The 18266-nt window shown below is 72.0% G+C and carries 15 protein-coding genes; 4 read left to right on the forward strand and 11 right to left on the reverse strand.

The genetic code is table 11. The features are described from left to right. Positions 1–3: 3 nt before the first annotated feature. Positions 4–1059, reverse strand: coding sequence for a lysylphosphatidylglycerol synthase transmembrane domain-containing protein (locus BR70_RS20970; protein WP_051596914.1), 1056 nt, complete (start codon positions 1057–1059; stop codon positions 4–6). Positions 1060–1088: 29 nt separating this feature from the next. Here BR70_RS20970 and BR70_RS20975 point away from each other — a divergent pair, with 29 nt between their 5' ends. Further along, on the forward strand, positions 1089–2279 hold the full coding sequence (locus BR70_RS20975) for a glycosyltransferase (protein ID WP_051596915.1): 1191 nt from the start codon (positions 1089–1091) through the stop codon (positions 2277–2279). Between the two features lie 122 nt (positions 2280–2401). Here BR70_RS20975 and BR70_RS0113370 read toward each other — a convergent pair whose 3' ends face one another. The 6 genes from BR70_RS0113370 to BR70_RS0113395 all read right to left on the reverse strand — a co-directional run bounded on the left by BR70_RS0113370 (position 2402) and on the right by BR70_RS0113395 (position 10415). Continuing rightward, the gene (locus BR70_RS0113370; protein ID WP_027466477.1) at positions 2402–3553 is read right to left on the reverse strand and encodes an acyltransferase family protein; all 1152 of its coding nucleotides are present in this window, start codon (positions 3551–3553) and stop codon (positions 2402–2404) included. 9 nt (positions 3554–3562) lie between these two features. Further along, positions 3563–4510: an NAD-dependent epimerase/dehydratase family protein gene (locus BR70_RS20980; protein ID WP_051596916.1), complete on the reverse strand. Its 948-nt coding sequence runs from the start codon at positions 4508–4510 to the stop codon at positions 3563–3565. Further along, complete coding sequence (rfbD, locus tag BR70_RS0113380; protein WP_027466478.1) at positions 4507–5358, reverse strand: dTDP-4-dehydrorhamnose reductase; 852 nt, start codon at positions 5356–5358, stop codon at positions 4507–4509. Before rfbD ends, BR70_RS20980 begins: the two co-directional genes overlap by 4 nt. A gap of 81 nt (positions 5359–5439) precedes the next feature. After that, positions 5440–6426: a dTDP-glucose 4,6-dehydratase gene (gene rfbB, locus BR70_RS0113385; RefSeq protein WP_027466479.1), complete on the reverse strand. Its 987-nt coding sequence runs from the start codon at positions 6424–6426 to the stop codon at positions 5440–5442. A 142-nt stretch (positions 6427–6568) separates the two neighbouring features. After that, positions 6569–9484 (reverse strand): glycosyltransferase family protein, encoded by a 2916-nt coding sequence (locus BR70_RS0113390; protein WP_027466480.1) that lies wholly within the window; start codon positions 9482–9484, stop codon positions 6569–6571. Beyond that, positions 9474–10415, reverse strand: a complete 942-nt coding sequence (locus tag BR70_RS0113395) for a glycosyltransferase family 2 protein (protein ID WP_027466481.1) — start codon at positions 10413–10415, stop codon at positions 9474–9476. Before BR70_RS0113395 ends, BR70_RS0113390 begins: the two co-directional genes overlap by 11 nt. A 131-nt stretch (positions 10416–10546) precedes the next feature. On the opposite strand from BR70_RS0113395, the gene BR70_RS0113400 reads away from it, so the two are divergent. The 3 genes from BR70_RS0113400 to BR70_RS0113410 are packed head-to-tail and all read left to right on the forward strand — an operon-like array spanning position 10547 to position 13905. Further along, a complete protein-coding gene (locus tag BR70_RS0113400) occupies positions 10547–11155 on the forward strand; it encodes a dTDP-4-dehydrorhamnose 3,5-epimerase family protein (RefSeq protein WP_027466482.1) in 609 nt (202 codons plus the stop codon). 22 nt (positions 11156–11177) lie between these two features. Next, complete coding sequence (rfbA, locus tag BR70_RS0113405; protein WP_027466483.1) at positions 11178–12041, forward strand: glucose-1-phosphate thymidylyltransferase RfbA; 864 nt, start codon at positions 11178–11180, stop codon at positions 12039–12041. 22 nt (positions 12042–12063) lie between these two features. Further along, positions 12064–13905, forward strand: a complete 1842-nt coding sequence (locus tag BR70_RS0113410; protein WP_035808866.1) for a glycosyltransferase family protein — start codon at positions 12064–12066, stop codon at positions 13903–13905. 19 nt (positions 13906–13924) lie between these two features. On the opposite strand, the gene BR70_RS0113415 is transcribed toward BR70_RS0113410, so the two are convergent. The 4 genes from BR70_RS0113415 to BR70_RS0113430 form a co-directional block, all read right to left on the reverse strand. Beyond that, positions 13925–14779 (reverse strand): glycosyltransferase family 2 protein, encoded by an 855-nt coding sequence (locus BR70_RS0113415; RefSeq protein WP_027466485.1) that lies wholly within the window; start codon positions 14777–14779, stop codon positions 13925–13927. Continuing rightward, complete coding sequence (locus BR70_RS0113420; protein WP_027466486.1) at positions 14776–15927, reverse strand: glycosyltransferase family 4 protein; 1152 nt, start codon at positions 15925–15927, stop codon at positions 14776–14778. Before BR70_RS0113420 ends, BR70_RS0113415 begins: the two co-directional genes overlap by 4 nt. 74 nt (positions 15928–16001) lie before the next feature. Next, positions 16002–17117 (reverse strand): glycosyltransferase family 2 protein, encoded by a 1116-nt coding sequence (locus tag BR70_RS0113425; RefSeq protein ID WP_197019651.1) that lies wholly within the window; start codon positions 17115–17117, stop codon positions 16002–16004. Then, complete coding sequence (locus BR70_RS0113430; protein WP_027466488.1) at positions 17036–18265, reverse strand: ABC transporter ATP-binding protein; 1230 nt, start codon at positions 18263–18265, stop codon at positions 17036–17038. Before BR70_RS0113430 ends, BR70_RS0113425 begins: the two co-directional genes overlap by 82 nt. Between the last annotated feature and the right edge of the window lies 1 nt (position 18266).

Here is an 18266-nt window from a genome sequence, read left to right on the forward strand (position 1 = left end):
CTATCAGTCGGCACGGGGCGCTCCCGGAGCGCCACCGCCCAGCGCGGCGGCGGCCGTCTTCCGGCGGTGGCGCGCCGCGAGCAGTGCGCCGACCCCGGCCAGCACGACGTCCCCGATGGTCATGAAGACCCGGCTGATGACGGCGAGGGCGAGCGGTGCCGATCCACCGGCCACGCTGCCGAGGAGCAGGACCAGGATGCCCTCGCGCGGCCCGATCCCCGCCGGGGCGATGACGACCACGAACCCCACGAGCCAGGCGACGGCGTACGCGCCGACGGCCACCGGGAAGAGCGTGGGCGAGTCGGCTCCGAAGACCCGCAGCACGAGGGTCGCCTGGACTCCGTACGCCAGCCACATGACGAGCGACCAGACGAGCGACATGACGGTGCCCGTCCACGTGAGGGTGGTGTCCTGGGCGGGGCGACGCAGGATCCGGAACGCGACGGCGATGAGGCGGCCGAGCACCGGCGGGGTCAGGCAGACGAGCCCCACCACGATCAGCGGGATGAGCCACCAGAACGTCGCGAACCCGGTGGAGGAGGCCAGCAGGACCGCGACGATCCCGACGACGGCCGCGGTGACCATGCTCACGAGCATCGACGCCAGTGCCGCGACGGCGCTGCCGGTGCGCTGCAGGCCGTGTGCGCGCCCGAGTTCGGCCTGGGCGGCGATGGACCAGACGCCGCCGGGGATGTACTTGCCGAGCTGCCCGACGAAGAAGATCGAGGACGCCGCGGCGAGGGGCACCCGGAACCCGCTCGCCGACATCATGGCCCGCCAGGAGAGCATGTTCGCCACGAGGGCGACGATCGTCGCGGCGACGCCGAGGACGATCGTGCCGGCGTCGAGCCGCACGAAGTCGCGACTGATGGCGTCCCACTGCCGCGCGATGCTCCAGACCAGGAACGCGAGGGCCACGACGGCCGCCACCCACTTGACGACGGTGAGCACACGGGCCCGCCGTCCGGTCGTCGGGACGGCGCCGATCGCGGCGTCGGCGGAGGTGTCGAGCGGGTCCGGGGACCCCGCGGCCGACCCCGTAGGCTGTTGTGCGTCCATCGACCGACAACTCTAAGGGAGCGCGCTGGATGCGACCCGATCCGGAACTCCGCCCGACCCTGCTCGTCGCTGCGTCGACCTTCCCCGCCGAGGCCGGCGACGGCACGCCCGGCTTCGTGCTCGACCTCGCGACGGCACTGTCGGACGAGTACCGCGTGGTGGTGGTCGCCCCGATGACGAAGGGTGCCCGCGCGCACCAGCGGATCGGGGACGTCGAGGTCCGTCGGTTCGGTTACTTCCCGTCGCGCTGGCGTGACCTGGCGGATGGCGCGATCGTCGACAACCTGCGGGCGAAGAAGTCCCGTTGGCTGCAGGTCCCGTTCTTCTTCGTGTCCATGGCCGCCGCGCTGGGCCGAGAGCGCCGCCGCTCGCAGCCCGACGTCGCGCTGCTGCACTGGATCATCCCGCAGGGAGCCGTCGGCCGCGTCGTGCTCGGCGACCTGCCCCGCGTCGTGACCACGCTGGGCGGCGACCTGTACGCGCTGCGCCACCCGGTCCTCCAGGCCGTCAAGCGGTCCGTCATCCGCAGCGCCGCATCGGTGACCTGCATGAGCACCGACATGGCGCGCGAACTCCGGAAGCTCGGCGCCCGTGACGACCAGGTGCACGTCGTCCCGATGGGTGTCGACCTCGACCCGATCACGCGCGCCGTCGAGCGCGAGACCCGGGTGCCCGGCCGGGTGCTCTTCGTCGGCCGCCTGGTCGAGAAGAAGGGCGCGACCGTCCTCCTCGACGCCCTCGACGCCCTCGACCGCATGGCCGAGCAGCCCACCGAGGTGGCCGTGGTCGGGGACGGTCCGCTGCGCGCTCAGCTGCAGGCCCGTGCCGGTTCGGCCGTGACGTTCCTCGGCGCGCAGGGGAAGGAAGCGCTTGCGTCCGAGTACGCGAAGGCGGCGATCGCGCTCTACCCGTCGGTGCCGGCCGCCAACGGCGACCGCGACGGCCTGCCGGTGGCGCTCCTCGAAGCCATGTCGGCCGGCTGCGCCATCGTCGCCTCGGCGGTCCCCGGCATCGTCGACGTCGTCGAGGACGGCGTGAACGGACTGCTCGTCGAACCCGGCGACGCCCGCGCGCTCGCGGCGGCGATCGACCGCCTGCTCGCCGATCCCGCGCTGGCCGAGCGGCTCGGCCGTGCCGCGGCCGACACCGCCGCGGCACACACCGTCGGCGCCGTCGGCGACCGGTACCGCACCCTGCTCACCGCCGCACGCGCCCGGTAGCCGGGAGCGTCCCCTCGACGAGGTGACGCGACCACAGGGCAGCCTGGAGGCGCGTGGCGGCGCCGTCACGCGCCTCCAGGCCCGCAGACTCGTTCCGTCCCGGTCCCGCGACCTGACGTCCGTCAGGCTGCGCGGCGGTCGTCGTCCGGGAGGCGCGCGTCGTCGGCGCGGGCGGGCGGGCCGCCGACGCGTCCGCGTCGCGCGGTGATCGTCCGTGCGACCCGTTTGGCCAGCCGGTGCGCCGGCAGCTCGACGAGCCGGGCGAAGAGCCCGGCGACCACGACGGCGACCGGGATCGCCACGAGCATCGTGAGCCACGGCACCGAGGTGGGCAGCAGGTAGGCGACCGACACCGTGATCGGCTCGTGCACCAGGTACAGGCTGAAGGAGAGCCGTCCGAGCGCCCGGGGGACCGGTCCGAGCATCACGCGTTCCGCCGGTAGCCACTTCCCGCACAGCAGGACGATGAGCCCGGCCGAGGCGAGGACCACCATCGGGACGTGGATGCCGACCAGGGAGCGGGGGAGCCACCACTCGAACGTGATGCCGAGCACCGCCAGGACGGCGAGGACCCAGCCCGGGCCACGCCGGATCTCGGGGATCCGCTCCCACCCGGCTGCCAGGGCGGACCCGAGCAGGAACATCGGCAGGTACATAAGCCAGTCTTCGCGGTACTGCCGGCCGAGTGCCGAGAGCAGGAGCGCGGCGATCGCGGTGAGCCACCACACCCGGTGCGTGGCCTTCGCGATGAGCACGAAGAGCGGCAGCAGGAGGGAGAACGCGACCTCCCACGTCAACGACCACAGCGGACTGTTGAGTCGGGTCGGCGCGACCAGGGTGAGGTCGCCCAGCAGGCCGCCGGCGGTGAGCGGTTCGACGTGCCGGAGCAGCCAGCCCGAGGCCCCGGCTTCGGGGGTCCGGGGGACGAGCAGGAACAGGGCCAGCGCCAGGCCGACCGAGGCGATCACGGGGATGTAGAGCCGGAGCAGGCGGCTCGGGTAGTAGGCGATCCAGTCCTGTGCGCGTCGGAATGCGGGGAGCGTCAGCACGAAACCACTCAGGACGAAGAAGACGAAGACCGCTTCGCCGCCGGCCCAGAACACGTGCAGGGGCGTGTCGACGAGCCAGGCGCGGTTCGCCGGGATCGGCTGGCCGTTGTTGCCGTCGGAGAGCGTCGGCACCACGAGGAGTCCGTGGTGGATCAGGACGACGGCGGCGGCGACGCCACGGAGTCCGTCCAACGACCCGATGCGGCCCGCGGGGCGATCACGCATGCGGCGATCCTACTGCTCGGCGGGTTCGGCCCCGATGGGTGCGCGACGGGCGCGGATGGCTTCGACGGTCGTCGCGACCCCCTGGGGGAACGGGACGAAGGTGCGGTCGCCGACCTGCGGCAGCACCTCGGACCGCATGCGGAGGTCGAGTCCCTGGAACGTGGCCGAGGGGTCGGCGCCCTCACGGATGTCCAGGCGGCTGCCGATCGCCTGCTCGACCGCGTCGATGACGTCGGCGATCGTCGCCGGCTGCCCGGAGGCCAGGATCTTCGTGACCGCGGCCGCAGGGGGACCCTGCTCGACGAGGTCGATGGTCCGGAGCACCATGTCGACGGCGTCGTCGATGTACAGGTAGTCGCGGGTGGTCGACATCGGCACGTAGATCGACGACGGCCGGCCCTCGAGGTGGGCGAGGGTGAGCTGCGAGACGAGCCCCTGCGGCTTGCCGAGGTTCGCGCCCGGACCGTAGAGGTTCGAGATGCGTCCCACCACCAGGCGCGTGCCGGTCTCGGCGGCCCACGTCCGGAACTGGGCCTCGGCGGCGAGCTTCGCGTGGCCGTAGGGAGCCAGCGGGAGCGGTTCGGTGCCCTCGTCGAAGGGTGGTTCGGCGCTGCCGGCGTAGACCGCTCCGGCCGACGACGCGAAGAAGAGCGTGCCGTCTCCGGACGGGTCGTCCCGGGTCGCGTCGAGGACCCGGGCGATCAGGCGCTGCTCCTCGTCGAAGACGTCGGCTCCGGTGGCGACGACCCCCGTGCCCGCGCACCACAGCACGCGCCAGCGGCCGGGCTGCGACCGCACCGAGCGGAAGGCGTCGACGAGTGCCTCGACGGCGGCGTCCTGGTCGTCCCACGGCACGCGGGCGGCGGTGGTCGCTGCCCCCGAACCGACGAGTGACCGGTGCACGGCACCGCCGAGGAACCCGCCGGCGCCGACCACCAGGGTGGACGGCTGGGTCATGCGCGGAAGATCCCGGCCTCGGTCGCCGCGTGCAACGCCTCGCGCCAGTCGCGCATCGGGGCGAGGCCCGCGCGCGACCAGGCGTCGTGGCCGAGCACGCTGTACGCCGGGCGGGGTGCCGGACGGACGAAGGCACCGCTGTCGGTCGGCAGGACGCGCTCCGGGTCGAGACCGTTCTCGGAGAAGATCGCCCGGGTGAAGTCGTACCACGAGCCCTGGCCGCTGTTCGTGCCGTGGTAGATGCCGGCGGGAGCCTCGGCGTCGAGGAGCTCGACGATGCGTGCGGCCAGGTCTCCGGTCCAGGTGGGCTGCCCGACCTGGTCGGTGACCACGCTCACGGTGTCGTGGGACGCCGCGAGCCGGAGCATGGTCGCGGCGAAGTTGGGTCCGTGTGCGCCGTAGATCCACGCCGTCCGGACGACGTACGAGGAGTCCGGCGCGATCGCGCGGACGCGGTCTTCACCGACGGCCTTGGACCGGCCGTAGGCGTTCAGGGGGTCCGTGGGGGCGTCCTCGGCGTAGGGAGCGGTGCCGTTGCCGTCGAAGACGTAGTCCGTCGAGATGGTCACGAGCTTGGCCCCGTGCCGCACCGCGGCCTCGGCGAGCAACGCCGGCCCGTCCGCGTTCACCGCGGTCGCGGTGTCCTCGTGGGTCTCCGCGTCGTCCACCTTCGTGTAGGCGGCCGAGTTGATCACGACGTCGTGCCCGGCGACCGCGGCGTCGACGGCCTCGGGATCGGTGATGTCCAGCTCGGCACGGGAACGGGCGGTGACGTCGCGGCCGGCCAGGGCGTGCTGCAGGTCGTGGCCGAGCATGCCGGCGGCGCCGGTGATGAGGTACCGGGTCATGGTGTCGCTTCCGTGTCGGGGGTGGCGGTCGAGCAGGGGCCGGCCCAGGAGCACGCCGTTGTGCTCCTGGGCCGCGGCGGCTCAGGAGAGGGCGGCGCGTTCCTTGAGCGGCTCCCACCAGCTGCGGTTGTCGCGGTACCACTGCACGACGTCGGCGAGGCCCTGCTCGAACGGCACCTGCGGCTCGTAGCCGAGCTCGCTGCTGATCTTCGAGATGTCGACCGAGTAGCGCAGGTCGTGGCCGAGGCGGTCGGCGACGCGGTCGACGTACGACCAGTCCTTGCCGGTCGCGTCCAGGAGCAGCTGCGTCAGCTCCTTGTTGGTCAGCTCGGTGCCGCCGCCGATGTTGTAGATCTCGCCGGCGCGACCACGGGTCAGGACCATCGCGATGCCGCGGGTGTGGTCGTCGACGTGCAGCCAGTCACGGATGTTGTTGCCCTCGCCGTAGAGCGGGACGTGCAGGTCGTCGATGAGGTTCGTGACGAAGAGCGGGATGACCTTCTCGGGGAAGTGGTAGGGCCCGTAGTTGTTCGAGCAGCGGGTGATCGAGAGGTTCAGCCCGTGCGTGCGGTGGTAGCTGCGGGCGAGCAGGTCGCTGCCGGCCTTCGACGCCGAGTACGGCGAGTTCGGCTCGAGCGGGCGCTCCTCGTCCCACGACCCCTCGCTGATGGAGCCGTAGACCTCGTCCGTGGACACGTGGACGAAGCGCTCGGTGCCGTGGCGGAGCGCCGCGTCGAGCAGACGCTGGGTGCCGACGACGTTCGTCTCGACGAAGATGCCGGAGTCGCGGACCGACCGGTCGACGTGGGACTCGGCGGCGAAGTGCACGATCGCGTCGATGCCGGGGATCACCTCGTCGAGCTTCGCGGCGTCGCGGATGTCGCCCTGCACGAACGTGTACCGGGGGGAGTCCGAGACCGGGGCGAGGTTCTCGAGGTTGCCCGAGTAGGTCAGTGCGTCGTAGACGACGACCTCGGCGCCTTCGAGTCCGGGGTACGCGTCCTGCAGGGTGCGTCGGACGAAGTTCGAGCCGATGAAGCCGGCTCCGCCGGTGACGAGGATCTTCACGAGGTCTGGTTCCTTTTCGGAGTCGGTGTGGTTCTGGGATCGGTGTGCTCCGGTCGGCGGTGGCCGTCCGGTGGTGCGTCGGTCGTCGGCGTCCCGTTCAGGATCGCCGGTCGACCGTGGATCGGTTGACGATACCAGCCGGTCACAGCCCTGCCGCGTCGTCGTCACGCCTGCGGCGGCGCCGGACGAGCAGGGTGACGACGGTGCAGGCGAGGACGGCGAGGACGATGCTGCCGCCGGTCAGCAGGTACCCGGTCCGGGCGCCCGGCACCGCGTACCGCAGCTCCACCGTGTGCTCGCCGCCGGGGACCCACACGGCGGCGCCGGCGTCGTCGGCTGCGACGAGGTCGGTCGGTTCGCCGTCGACGGTCGCCGTCCAGCCGGCACGCTGGAGCGAGTCGGAGACGACCACCCAGCCGCTCCCGGTGGCGTCGACCTCGGCGACCGTGCTGTTCACGTCGCTGTCGCGCAGGGTGATCTCGGCGCTCGAGTCCGGGTCGGCCGTGTGCTCGGACGGCGCGCTCAGGACGACGGTCGAGTCCGGCAGCGACTGGTCGGCGAGTGCCCGGACGCGCGCCGGTCCGGTGCGTTCCACCACCTGGCCGGAGGCCCAGCGCACGCGGTCCAGGGCGTTGCCGCGCTCGTAGATCGTCGCATCGCCGGTGTGCACCACGCGGACGCCGTCGCCGGAGACCGGACGGGTGATGCTCATCACGGCGTCGCCGGCGTCGTCGGTGCCGATCGGCACGAGCTTGTCCTGCCCGGTCACGGTGATCCGGACGTGCCACGAGGTCGACGTCGGGATGGTGGAGCCCTGGAGCGCCACGTTCCGCAGGCCGCCGAGGCCCGGCACGTGGGTCGACGTCGAGGTGATCGTCTTGCCGGAGTCATCGGCGACGATCGCCACGTCGAGGGTCATGCCCCCGGGCGTCAGGGTCGGGGCCGGCGGACCGGTGAAGGTGATGCCGTTCACCGGGCCGGTGTTGCTGGCCGAGTCCACCGAGGGGTTGTCCGCGGTCAGGTCGGACCACTTCGTCTGCGCTGCACCCGGCTCGGCGGTGCCGGCGAGCGGCCCCGACGGATCGGCGACGAGGTACTTCGTGCTGAGCCGGTCGAGGATCCCCGACCGGGCGAGCGACGGCATGAGGTTCGGTTCGAACGTCAGGTAGGTGGCCGTCGGGTACGTGTCCGGGTCGACCGCCCGCATGAGGTCCTTCCACTCGCCCGTCTGGAACGCGTGTCCGGTGGTCTCGCGGATCCGGTAGTACGAGGACGACCCCGGGAGCATGGCGCTGCCGGTGGCGGCGTAGCGGTCCTGCGCGGAGACGTGTTCCTGCAGGTAGTCGATGGCCGGGGTGGTCGGGTAGAACGTCGACGTGGGCGCGATCGGCCACCAGGGCTTCGTGGCCGTCACCGCGGGGACGACGACGAGCGCGACGACCCCGATGGCGGCGACGGTCGCCAGCACCCGCGACCGGAACACCCAGACGAGCACGACGAGCACGACGGTGACCGCGCCGAGGATGCCGACCGCCAGGATCTCGAGCTTGGTGCGGTGCACGTACTCTTCCGCGATCGGCGGGATCGCGAGCAGGGTCTGCATCCCCACGCCGACGGCGGTGAACAGCACGACGGCGACGGCCGCGATCCGACCGGTGCGCCGAAGGGGTCCGGCGGCGCGGAAGCGTGCCAGCTCGTCGCGGAGGTTCTCCGGCTGCACGAGGCGGCCGAAGCCCACCCCGGCCATGGCCGCGGCGAGGAACATCACGACGACGCGAGCGCGACCGATCGGGTTCGTGTCGAAGACCGGCAGCTCGCGGACGGCGGACAGGACGGGGCCGCCGAGGTAGACGATGACCACCGCGAGCGCCAGCATCGAGGCGACGATCGCGACGACGCCGCGGGTGCGACGTCGGGCCAGGTCGTGCCGTGCGCGGACGGCCGGCGTGGCGTCGTCGGGCAGGGCCGCGGCGGTGTGCGTCGCCGGGCGGATGAGGACCGCCACGGCGACGAGCACCACGGCCGCGATCCCCAGGTAGGAGTACTCCTCCACCGGGTTGCGGATGCCCCAGGCGGGGCCGGTGCTCTGGACGAACGAGATGTCGGGCACCCACGCGCTGACGAGCGGCGGGGTGCCGAGACCGTTCGGGCCGCTCTGCCCACGGCCGCTGAAGTCGACCAGGCTCGTGGCGTTGATGGCGAAGGGGACGAGCTGCCACGCGGACAGCAGCAGGCCGAACAGGATGCCGCCCACCGCGATCGCCCCGCTCACGACCACGGGGACCCACCGTCGGTGCGCGACGATCGTGCGGACGAGGAAGTACAGCCCACCGATGAAGAGGGCGTAGCCGACGATGGCCGGGAACCCGCCGAGCAGCATCGACGCGAGCGGCACGCCCACGGCGATGACGTCACGCGCGCGGAGCTCCACCGCGGCGCGGTCGATCGCCCAGAAGAGCAGGGGGATGCAGGCCGCGACCCGTGTCTGCGGCCAGTTCGACCACGCGACCATGAAGCCGGACGACGAGTAGACGAGGGCGGCGATCGCCCAGCCCGCGCGGGGGACACCCCAGCGGCGCAGCAGCAGGGACATGCCGACCGTGACGACGACGATCTCGAGGAGCTTCACCCAGCCCGGCGCGGCCGCCAGGGGGAGGATCCACCAGGGCAGCGCGAGCGGGGACCACGCGCCCGAGTCGGGCACGCCGCCGAGTTCCGCGCCGCCGGCGACGTAGGGGTTCCACGCGCCGAAGACGCCCTCGTGGGCGAGGCGGGTCAGGAGCGAGGTCTGCGGCGCGACGGTGTCGATCGTGTCGCTGTTCAGGATGTTGGTCGACGTCGCCGTCGACTGGAACAGCGAACCCCACGGGGTGTACCGACCGAGCAGGCCGGTGTTCAGGAAGGTGCCGTGTCCGATCAGTGCCGGTCCGATGGTCCAGACGACGAACGCTGCGAGCGCAGCCCAGGCCGCGATCTCCACCCAGCTGCCGGGTCGACGGACCCAGAGCGCGAAGCGTGTCCGCCGGTCGAGCACGGACGCTCCGCGCTCAGTCCCCATACCGCTGCAGCTTCTGCAGGTCGAGCTGTTCCTCGGCCAGGGTCCGGTTCAGGCGGGTCAGGTCCGCCACCACGCCGATCACGATGCTCAGCACCGCCGTGATCAACAGGACGACGCCGAGGATGATCGACTGCAGGTGGTTGCCGCCGGTGTGCATCGCCAGCAGCACCAGGTACCGGACGAGCGGCCAGGCCCCGAGCGCCCCGAGGATCGCCGCCACCCAGAGGAACAGCGCCATCGGCCGGTACATCAGGTAGACGCGGGCGATCGCCGAACCCGACTGGAACATGTGCTGCCAGATGTTCTTGAACAGCCGCGACTCGCGGGTCTTCGGGTTCGTGGTGATCGGCACGGAGGCGATGGCCAGGCGCTTGTAGCCGGCCTGCACGATGGTCTCCATGCAGTAGCTGAAGCGCGTGACGATGTTCAGGCGGATGAGCGAGTACTTCGAGTACGCGCGGAACCCGCTCGCGGCGTCGGGCAGGTCGAGCCCGGCGGCGCGGCTCGCGACCCACGAGCCGAAGCGCTGCATGAGCTTCTTGAAGCCGGAGAAGTGCTCGATGGTCCGCGTCTGCCGGTCGCCGATGACGATCTCGGCCTCTTTCCGGAGGATCGGCTGCACCAGTTCGGCGATCTGCGACTGCGGGTACTGGTTGTCACCGTCGGTGTTGACGACGATGTCCGCGCCGTGGAGCAGCGCGTAGTCGACGCCGTCCCGGAAGGAGCGGGCGAGCCCCATGTTCGTGGTGTGGTGCACGAAGTGCTTGACACCGTGCTCCTTGGCGACCTCGACGGTGCGGTCGGTGCTGCCGTCGTTGATCACCAGGATCTCGATCTCATCGATGCCGTCGATCTCCCGCGGGATGGAGTCGATGACGCTGGCGAGGGTGTTCTCCTCGTTGAGGCAGGGGATCTGGATGAAGAGCTTCACGGGTTCGCAGTGTCTCGTTTCAGGGGGTCCGGCAGGTGCGCGAGGCCATGACAGCCTATGCGAACCCACGGACCGGCGCAGGTACGGCCTGCCGACGCGTCCCGGGGCGGGCGGCTTGGTAGGGTGCAGCCGTGCAGATCCGCGAACTGAAGATCCCCGGCGCGTGGGAGTTCACGCCCGTCCAGCACGGCGACGCACGAGGAGCATTCCTCGAGGCGTACCGCGCCGACGTCCTCGAAGAGACGGTCGGTCACCCGCTGGACCTCCGACAGGTGAACATGTCGATCTCCTCGGCCGGAGTGGCCAGGGGCATCCACTACGCCCTCGTCGCGCCGAGCCAGGCCAAGTACGTGACCGCGGTGCGCGGCGCCTTCATCGACTACATCGTCGACATCCGGGTCGGCTCGCCGACGTTCGGCCAGTGGGACTCCGTGCGCATCGACGACGTCGACCGTCGGGCCGTCTACCTGTCCGAGGGCCTCGGGCACGCCATCGTCGCGCTCGAGGACCAGTCCACGGTGAACTACCTCGTCAGCGCCCACTACGACCCGGAGCGCGAGAAGGGGATCACCATCCTCGACCCGACGGTCGGCCTCGAGCTGCCCGACGGACTCGGCGAGCCGGTCCTGTCCGAGAAGGACACCAGCGCGCCGACGCTCGAGGAAGCCGCCGCCGCGGGTCTGCTGCCCACCTACGAGGAGTGCGTGGCGTACACCGAGTCGCTCCGCACGACCAAGTAACGAACGAAGGAAGCACAGCGCGATGAAGGGCATCATCCTGGCCGGGGGTTCCGGCACCCGTCTCTGGCCGATCACCAAGGGCATCAGCAAGCAGCTCATGCCGATCTACGACAAGCCGATGGTCTACTACCCGCTGTCGACCCTCATGATGGCCGGCATCCGCGAGGTCCTCGTCATCACGACGCCGGAGTACAACGACCAGTTCCGTGCCCTGCTCGGCGACGGTTCGTCCCTCGGCATGGACATCCAGTACGCGGTCCAGCCGAGCCCGGACGGCCTCGCGCAGGCCTTCGTCATCGGCGAGGACTTCATCGGCGACGACAGCGTCGCGCTCGTCCTCGGCGACAACATCTTCCACGGGACGGGCCTCGGCACGAACCTGCGGAAGAACACCGAGGTCGACGGCGCCACCATCTTCGCGTACCACGTGGCCGACCCGAAGGCGTACGGCGTCGTGGAGTTCGACGACGACTTCACCGCGGTCTCCATCGAGGAGAAGCCGACGGAGCCGAAGTCGAACTACGCCGTCCCCGGCCTGTACTTCTACGACAACAAGGTCATCGAGATCGCGAAGACGATCGAGCCGAGCGCCCGTGGGGAGCTCGAGATCTCGACCGTCAACGAGCGCTACCTCGAGGCGGGCGAGCTCGGCGTCCAGGTCCTCGACCGCGGGACGGCCTGGCTCGACACGGGCACGTTCGAGTCGATGATGCAGGCGTCCGAGTACGTCAAGGTCATCGAGGACCGTCAGGGCTTCAAGATCGGCTGCATCGAGGAGATCGCCTGGCGCAACGGCTGGATCGACGACGCGCAGCTCGCCGACCTGGCAGCACCGCTCGTCAAGGGCGGCTACGGCGTCTACCTGCAGCGACTGCTCGCCGTCTGACGTCGGCGCGGCCGGTCCTCGCATGGCACTCTTCCGTCGGCGTCGGCCTGACGCGGCGGTCTCCGGCCCGGAGGCCCGTCCCACGTCGGTGACACCGGCCCACCCCGAGCGGGTGGTCGGCTGGGACGGTGCCCTGCCGGCACTCGAGGTGTCGGTGACGGTGCTCCTGGTGAGCCGGTCCGACCGGTACGACGCGCTGCCGTCGATGGTCACCGCGGCTCGTCTGGCGTTCGGCCCCTCGGCGGACGTCCGCGCGGTCGGCTACGTCGCCGATGCGTCGCCGGTCGGCGAGCAGGCGCGGGGGATCCCCTGGGTCCGCTCGGCGCCGGTCGACGGCATCGGTTCGGCGATCAACGCCGGGGTCGCCGCCGGGGTCGGGCGTGTGCTCCTGGCGCTCGACTCGACGGTCCGGGTGACCGACCAGGACCTGCGGGTCCTCGCACAGGCCGGCGGCGACGGCGTGGCCCAGGCCCGCATCCGGATGCCCGACGGTTCGCAGCGGGACGGCGTGCGGCTGCTGCGCCCGGGAGCACTTCCCTGGTCCGACGACGGGTCGACGAGTCCGGCCCGCAGCCAGGCGGACGACCGCCAGGACTCCCCGCTCGCCGCGGTGCCGGTCTTCGCAGCGGACCAGCCGGCCGTCTCGCTGCCGGGCGCTTCCCTGGTGCCGGCACCGTGCCTCCCGGACGAGCGGATGACCCTGACCAGCTGGACCCGCGCGGTCGCCGACCGCGACGGCCGACCCGTGCGTGCGGTGTGGTCGCTGACCCGCTCGGCTGATTCCGGACGGACGGTCGACGCGGCGACGGTGGATGCGTTCTCGGTCTGGCGCGACCGGGCGCCGGACGGCGACGGAGCGGTCGCAGCCGGCCCCCCGCTGCCCCCGTGGGGTGCGCGGCCCGTCACCCCGGCGCCCCGATCGCGCTCCGACGACGACCGGTTGTCCTGGTCCGTCAAGATCGCCGCCCCGGCCGGGCCCGAGGGCGACGGGTGGGGCGACGTGCACTTCGCCACCGAGCTCGCGGGCGCGCTCGAGGGCCTCGGCCAGCGGGTCCGCGTCGACCGGCGTGACGCGCACGTCCGGGACGACGACGCCGCGGACGACGTCACGCTCGTCATCCGCGGGCTGGACCGTGTGCCGCCGAACCCGGCGTCGGTGAACCTGCTCTGGGTGATCAGCCACCCCGACGACGTCTCGGACACCGAGCTCCGGTCGTTCGACGCAGCGTTCGCTGCGGGTCCGGTGTGGGCCGCCGAAGCCGCCGCACGTGCCGGTGTGCCGGTCGGGGCACTGCTGCAGGCGACCGACCCGGCGGTGTTCCACCCGGCCGCCCGGTCGGTCGCAGGCCAGGACGCGGGGCACGTGGTGTTCGTCGGGTCGACCCGTGGCGCGGCCCGGCCGGTGGTCGCCGACGCGGTCGCACTCGGCACCGACCTGCGTGTGCACGGCCCGGGGTGGGACGGCGTCGTGCCCTCCGCGATGCTCGGGGCCGTCGCGCTGTCACGGACCGAGGTCGCGACGGCGTACGCGTCCGCCCGCGTGGTCCTCAACGACCACTGGCCGGACATGGCGGCGGGCGGTTTCGTGTCGAACCGGGTCTTCGACGTGCTGGCGTCCGGTGGGGTCGTCGTCACGGACGAGGTCGCCGGCCTCGGGGACGTGCTCGACGTCCCGACGCTCGCCGTCGCCCGTTCGCGGGACGACGTGGCCGCCCTGCTCGACCCGACGCACGCGTGGCCGGCGGCTGCCGAACGTGCTGCGGTCGCCGATCGGATCGCGGCGGAGCACTCCTTCGACGCCCGGGCCGCGGTGCTGCTCGCCGCCGCTCGCGCCGCACGCAGGCGTCTGCGCCCCGGCCCCTGACACCCGCCGCCGGCTCGCGCTACTTGCGCGTGACCCAGCGGGCTCGGAGCGACAGACCGGCGTGCAGCACGACACGGAGGGGCAACAGCCACCACGCCCGGTACTTCCGCGACAGGAACCGGTACGCGCTGCGGTGGTGCTCGATCTCCATCCGGCGACGGTTCGACGACGTCGAGTGCGCCCCGGTGTGGGTGACCACGGCGGTCGGCACGTACACGTTCGTGCGACCGGAGCGACCCACGCGCTGGCCCAGGTCGACGTCCTCGAAGTACATGAAGTACGACTCGTCGAACCCGTCGAGCTGCCGGAACAGATCGGTGCGGATGAGGAAGCACGCGCCGGACAGCCAGCCGGCCTCACGCTCGACGACCTGCGTCGTGGACCAGTACCGCTGGCTCCAGGGGTTGGCCGGCCAGAACCGCGAGAACGCCGCGTGGCCGAGTCCGGTCCGGAGCGACGGCAGCTGGCGCGCGGACGGGTACGTCTCGCCCTGCTCGTCCAGGATCCGCGGCCCGAACGACCCGCCCGTCGGCAGCCGGTCGGCGGCGCGCACGAGTTCGTCGATCGATCCCGGTGCGAGGACGACGTCGGGGTTCGTGACGAGCAGGAACTCGGGGCGGACGTCGGGCAGCACGTCGTCGAGGGCGCTCAGCGCGGCGTCGATGCCCCCGCCGTAGCCGCGGTTGCCCCCGGAGGACACGACGACGGCGCCGTAGGACTCGCCGATCGCCCGCAGTGCGTCGATGTCGGTCGAGCCGTTGTCCGCGATCACGACGGCGACCGGTTCGGAGGACGCAGCGGCGACGCTCGCCAGGAACGGCCGGATGGTCTCGCCGGTGTTGTAGGTGACCGTGAGCACCGCGACCCGGATCACCGTGCACCCCCGGCGACGGCGGCGTACGCGTCGACGTGCACGCCCGCGGTGGCCTGCCAGGTGAAGACGTCGGCACGCGCCAGCGCGGCCGCCCGGTGCGACGCCACGAGTGCGGGATCGTCGAGCAGCGCGGCCATCGCCTCGGCCAGTGCGTCAGCGGACGGCTCGGTGTAGACCGCTGCGTCGCCGCCGACCTCGGGCAGCGACAACCGCCGGGTGGTCAGGACGCAGGCGCCTGCGGCCATCGCCTCGACCACCGGCAGGCCGAAGCCCTCGCCGAGCGACGGGTAGACGACGAACTCCGCCCCACCGAGGTAGCCGGACAGGTCCTCGAGGGGCAGGTAGCCGGCCTCGATCACGTGGTCGTCGGGCTGCAGGGCGTCGAGCCGTGCGATCGCGGACTCGTCCCATCCGCGTGCCCCGGAGAGCACCAGCCACGGGGTGTCCGAACCGGCGGCCGCTCGCGACGCCCGCACGGTGGCGTAGGCGTCGAGCAGGGCCGTGATGTTCTTGCGGGGCTCGATCGTGCCGAGGAACGCGATCCAGGGTGCGCCCTCGGGCAGTGTCGCCGCGATCCGGGCGTCCTCGACCTCGGCGATCGACGGCTCGTGGAACACGGCACGGTCGACGCCGAGCGGTGCGACCCGGACGTCGGCGCGGATCCCGCTGACGACCCGCGCGGCCTCTGTCGCGGTGGCCGCACTCGGCACGATGACGACCGGGCGGCTGCGCAGCGATCGACGGCTCCACCAGGTGAAGAACGTGCGCTTCAGGCGGGAGTGCCACTCGGGGTTCGAGAAGAACGTGGCGTCGTGCAGGGTGACGACGGAGCCACCGCGCCAGCCGAACGGGAACGTGTAGTGCGGGGAGTGCAGCACCTGCGCGCCGATCCTGCGGCCGAGTGCCGGCAGGCCGGTCTGCTCCCACACGAACCGCAGCGGCACGGAGTCGGTCCACGCCGGCGCGGTGTGCACGGTGGCGTCCGGAGCCACGGCGCGGAAGTGCTCGGCGTGCACGGGCCGGACGACCAGGTGGACGTCGAGCGCCGGGTCGGTCAGGTGTGACACGACGCCCTCGACGTACCGGCCCACACCGCCGAGTTCGCGCGGTACCGCGGTCCCGTCGACGAGGACGGTGAGCTGCGGCACGCGTGGGTCCTTCCGAACGGGGGCGCCACGGTCGGGTCCGTCGGCGGGGGAGTGACCAGGATAGCCCTCCGCGCTCATGCGCCCGGGTCCACGCTGCGACGAGGGACGGACGCGCGCCGCGACTCGCGGAGCCGCCGCGCGAGGTGCGACGGGAGTGCCCCGGCGACGTCCGCGAACGCTGCCAGGACGAGCCGGGCCTCCCGACGGGTGGATGCGGAGAGCATCCCGCGCAGGCCGCGGAAGAGGGTCCGGGCGCTCGCGCGCAGGACGGTCGGCCACGGTGCGTGCCAGAGCGCGACGACCATCCGGTTCCGCGCGTTGCGGAAGAGGAACAGGTCGCTCTGCACGCCGGACGACGCCGAGTGGTCGTGTTCCACGACCGCGCCGGCGGCGTGCTCGACGCGCCACCCGCGTCGGCGGAGCCGCCAGGCGAGCTCGGTGTCCTCGTAGTACATGAACAGGGACTCGTCGAGCAGGCCGACGTCGTCCAGCGCGCTCCGCCGCAGGGCCGACGCGCCGCCGGAGAACCCGAAGACGTCGACGTCCGCGGCCCGGTCGACGGGCGCGAACCAGTCGCGGTCCATGCCGTTCCCGTCGCGGTCGACGCGCACGCCGGTCGAGTTGAGGCGGACCTCGCCGTCGGCCGACGGCGTCCAGGGACGGCCGTCGTGGTCGCGCAGGACGCGCTGGTCGGGTGCGGGCGTCACGCCGGTCGGGAGGCCCGTCCAGCGTCCGGCGAGCACGATGCGGCCCGTCACCGCCGCGACCTCCGGCCCCGCCTGCGCCAGGTGGTCGCGGAGCGCCGCGACGAAGGCGGGCGCGGGGACCGCGTCGTTGTTGAGCAGGACGACGACGTCGGCGTCCGCGTGCCGCATGCCGGTGTTGGCGCCGGCCGCGAACCCCCCGTTGTGCTCCCGCGCGATGACGGTGACGTCGGGCAGGTCACGGCGGAGGACGGCGACGGAGTCGTCCGACGACCCGTTGTCGACGACGACCACCTGGTCGGCCGCACCCTCGGCGAGCACGGCGCGGACAGCAGTGGTGGTCAGATCAGCACGGTTCCAGTTGACGACGACGACCGCGGTGCGGGATGCGTCGTCGACCGGCGTCAGCCGAGCTCCTCGATGGAGGGCTTCGCGTACACGCTGCCGACCGCGTCGCCGAACGAGGGGACCTCGAACGAGTCGCACTCGGGCAGGTCGTGCAGGTGCCGACCAGCGGAGTCCATCATCGACACGTTGATGAAGTACTTGCCGGTGCCGAAGTTCGTGTCCGCGATCCGGAGGCGGAGCTTCTTGCGGCCGTGCAGCGGGTCGAGGTGGATGCCCATGATGCCGGTGGTGGTGCCGTACACCACCTGCCCGGCCGTGTTGTTGATCTGGACCGCGGCCTCCCAGTCCTCGACGCCGTCCAGGTGCTCGAACTCCATGTCGACCAGCAGGTCGTCGCCCGGCGTGACGCCGTCGCGCTGGCCCTTGCCGTCGGCGTGCACCGAGGCCCCGATGACGGTGCCGCGGCCGACCGCCACGTCGGCGCTGAGCTCACCCGCACGGCGCTCCTCGAGGACGTCGCGGAACAGGCTGACCGCACCGATCGGGTCCCCGTCGTGCAGGACCTTGCCCTTGTTCAGGAGCACGACCCGGTCGCACATCTCCTGCACCTGGCTGAGCGAGTGCGTGACGATGATGATCGTCTTGCCCTGCTCCTGGAACGAGCGGATGCGGTCGAGGCACTTGCGCTGGAACGCCTCGTCACCGACGGCCAGCACCTCGTCGACCAGCAGGACGTCGGGATCGGTGTGCACGGCGACCGCGAAGGCGAGTCGCACGTACATGCCGGATGAGTAGAACTTCACCTGGGTGTCGATGAAGTCGCCGATGCCGGAGAACGCGAGGATGTCATCGAAGCGTTCCTCGGTCTCCTTGCGCGTCAGGCCGAGCAGGCTCGCGTTGAGGAAGACGTTCTCGCGGCCGGACAGGTCCGGGTGGAACCCGGCGCCGAGCTCGAGCAGGGCCGCCAGGCGTCCGCGGCGCGCGACCGTGCCGGACGTCGGCTGGATGATCCCGCCGATGGCCTTCAGCAGGGTCGACTTGCCGGAACCGTTCTGCCCGATGAGCCCGACGGTGGTGCCGGCCTGGATCGAGACGGTGACGTCGTCGAGCGCCCAGAAGTCCTGCCGGTGCTTCCGTCCGGCACGGCCCAGGGTGACGATCCGCTCGCGGATGGTGTTGTCCTTGCGGACGACGAACCGCTTGCGGACGTGGTCGATGACGATGACGTCCGGGCGGTCGGTGTGGGCGCCGGAGGTCGCCGGGGCGACGGGGGTGCTGATGGCCATG

Source organism: Curtobacterium sp. UNCCL17, assembly GCF_000686685.1.
GTDB classification, from domain to species: domain Bacteria; phylum Actinomycetota; class Actinomycetes; order Actinomycetales; family Microbacteriaceae; genus Curtobacterium; species Curtobacterium flaccumfaciens.

Coding starts and splice junctions, on each gene's coding strand:
- BR70_RS20970 (WP_051596914.1), bottom strand. CDS start 1,059: ATGGACGCACAACAGCCTACGGGGTCGGCCGCGGGGTCCCCGGACCCG.
- BR70_RS20975 (WP_051596915.1), top strand. CDS start 1,089: ATGCGACCCGATCCGGAACTCCGCCCGACCCTGCTCGTCGCTGCGTCG.
- BR70_RS0113370 (WP_027466477.1), bottom strand. CDS start 3,553: ATGCGTGATCGCCCCGCGGGCCGCATCGGGTCGTTGGACGGACTCCGT.
- BR70_RS20980 (WP_051596916.1), bottom strand. CDS start 4,510: ATGACCCAGCCGTCCACCCTGGTGGTCGGCGCCGGCGGGTTCCTCGGC.
- rfbD (WP_027466478.1), bottom strand. CDS start 5,358: ATGACCCGGTACCTCATCACCGGCGCCGCCGGCATGCTCGGCCACGAC.
- BR70_RS0113390 (WP_027466480.1), bottom strand. CDS start 9,484: ATGGGGACTGAGCGCGGAGCGTCCGTGCTCGACCGGCGGACACGCTTC.
- rfbA (WP_027466483.1), top strand. CDS start 11,178: ATGAAGGGCATCATCCTGGCCGGGGGTTCCGGCACCCGTCTCTGGCCG.
- BR70_RS0113410 (WP_035808866.1), top strand. CDS start 12,064: ATGGCACTCTTCCGTCGGCGTCGGCCTGACGCGGCGGTCTCCGGCCCG.
- BR70_RS0113430 (WP_027466488.1), bottom strand. CDS start 18,265: ATGGCCATCAGCACCCCCGTCGCCCCGGCGACCTCCGGCGCCCACACC.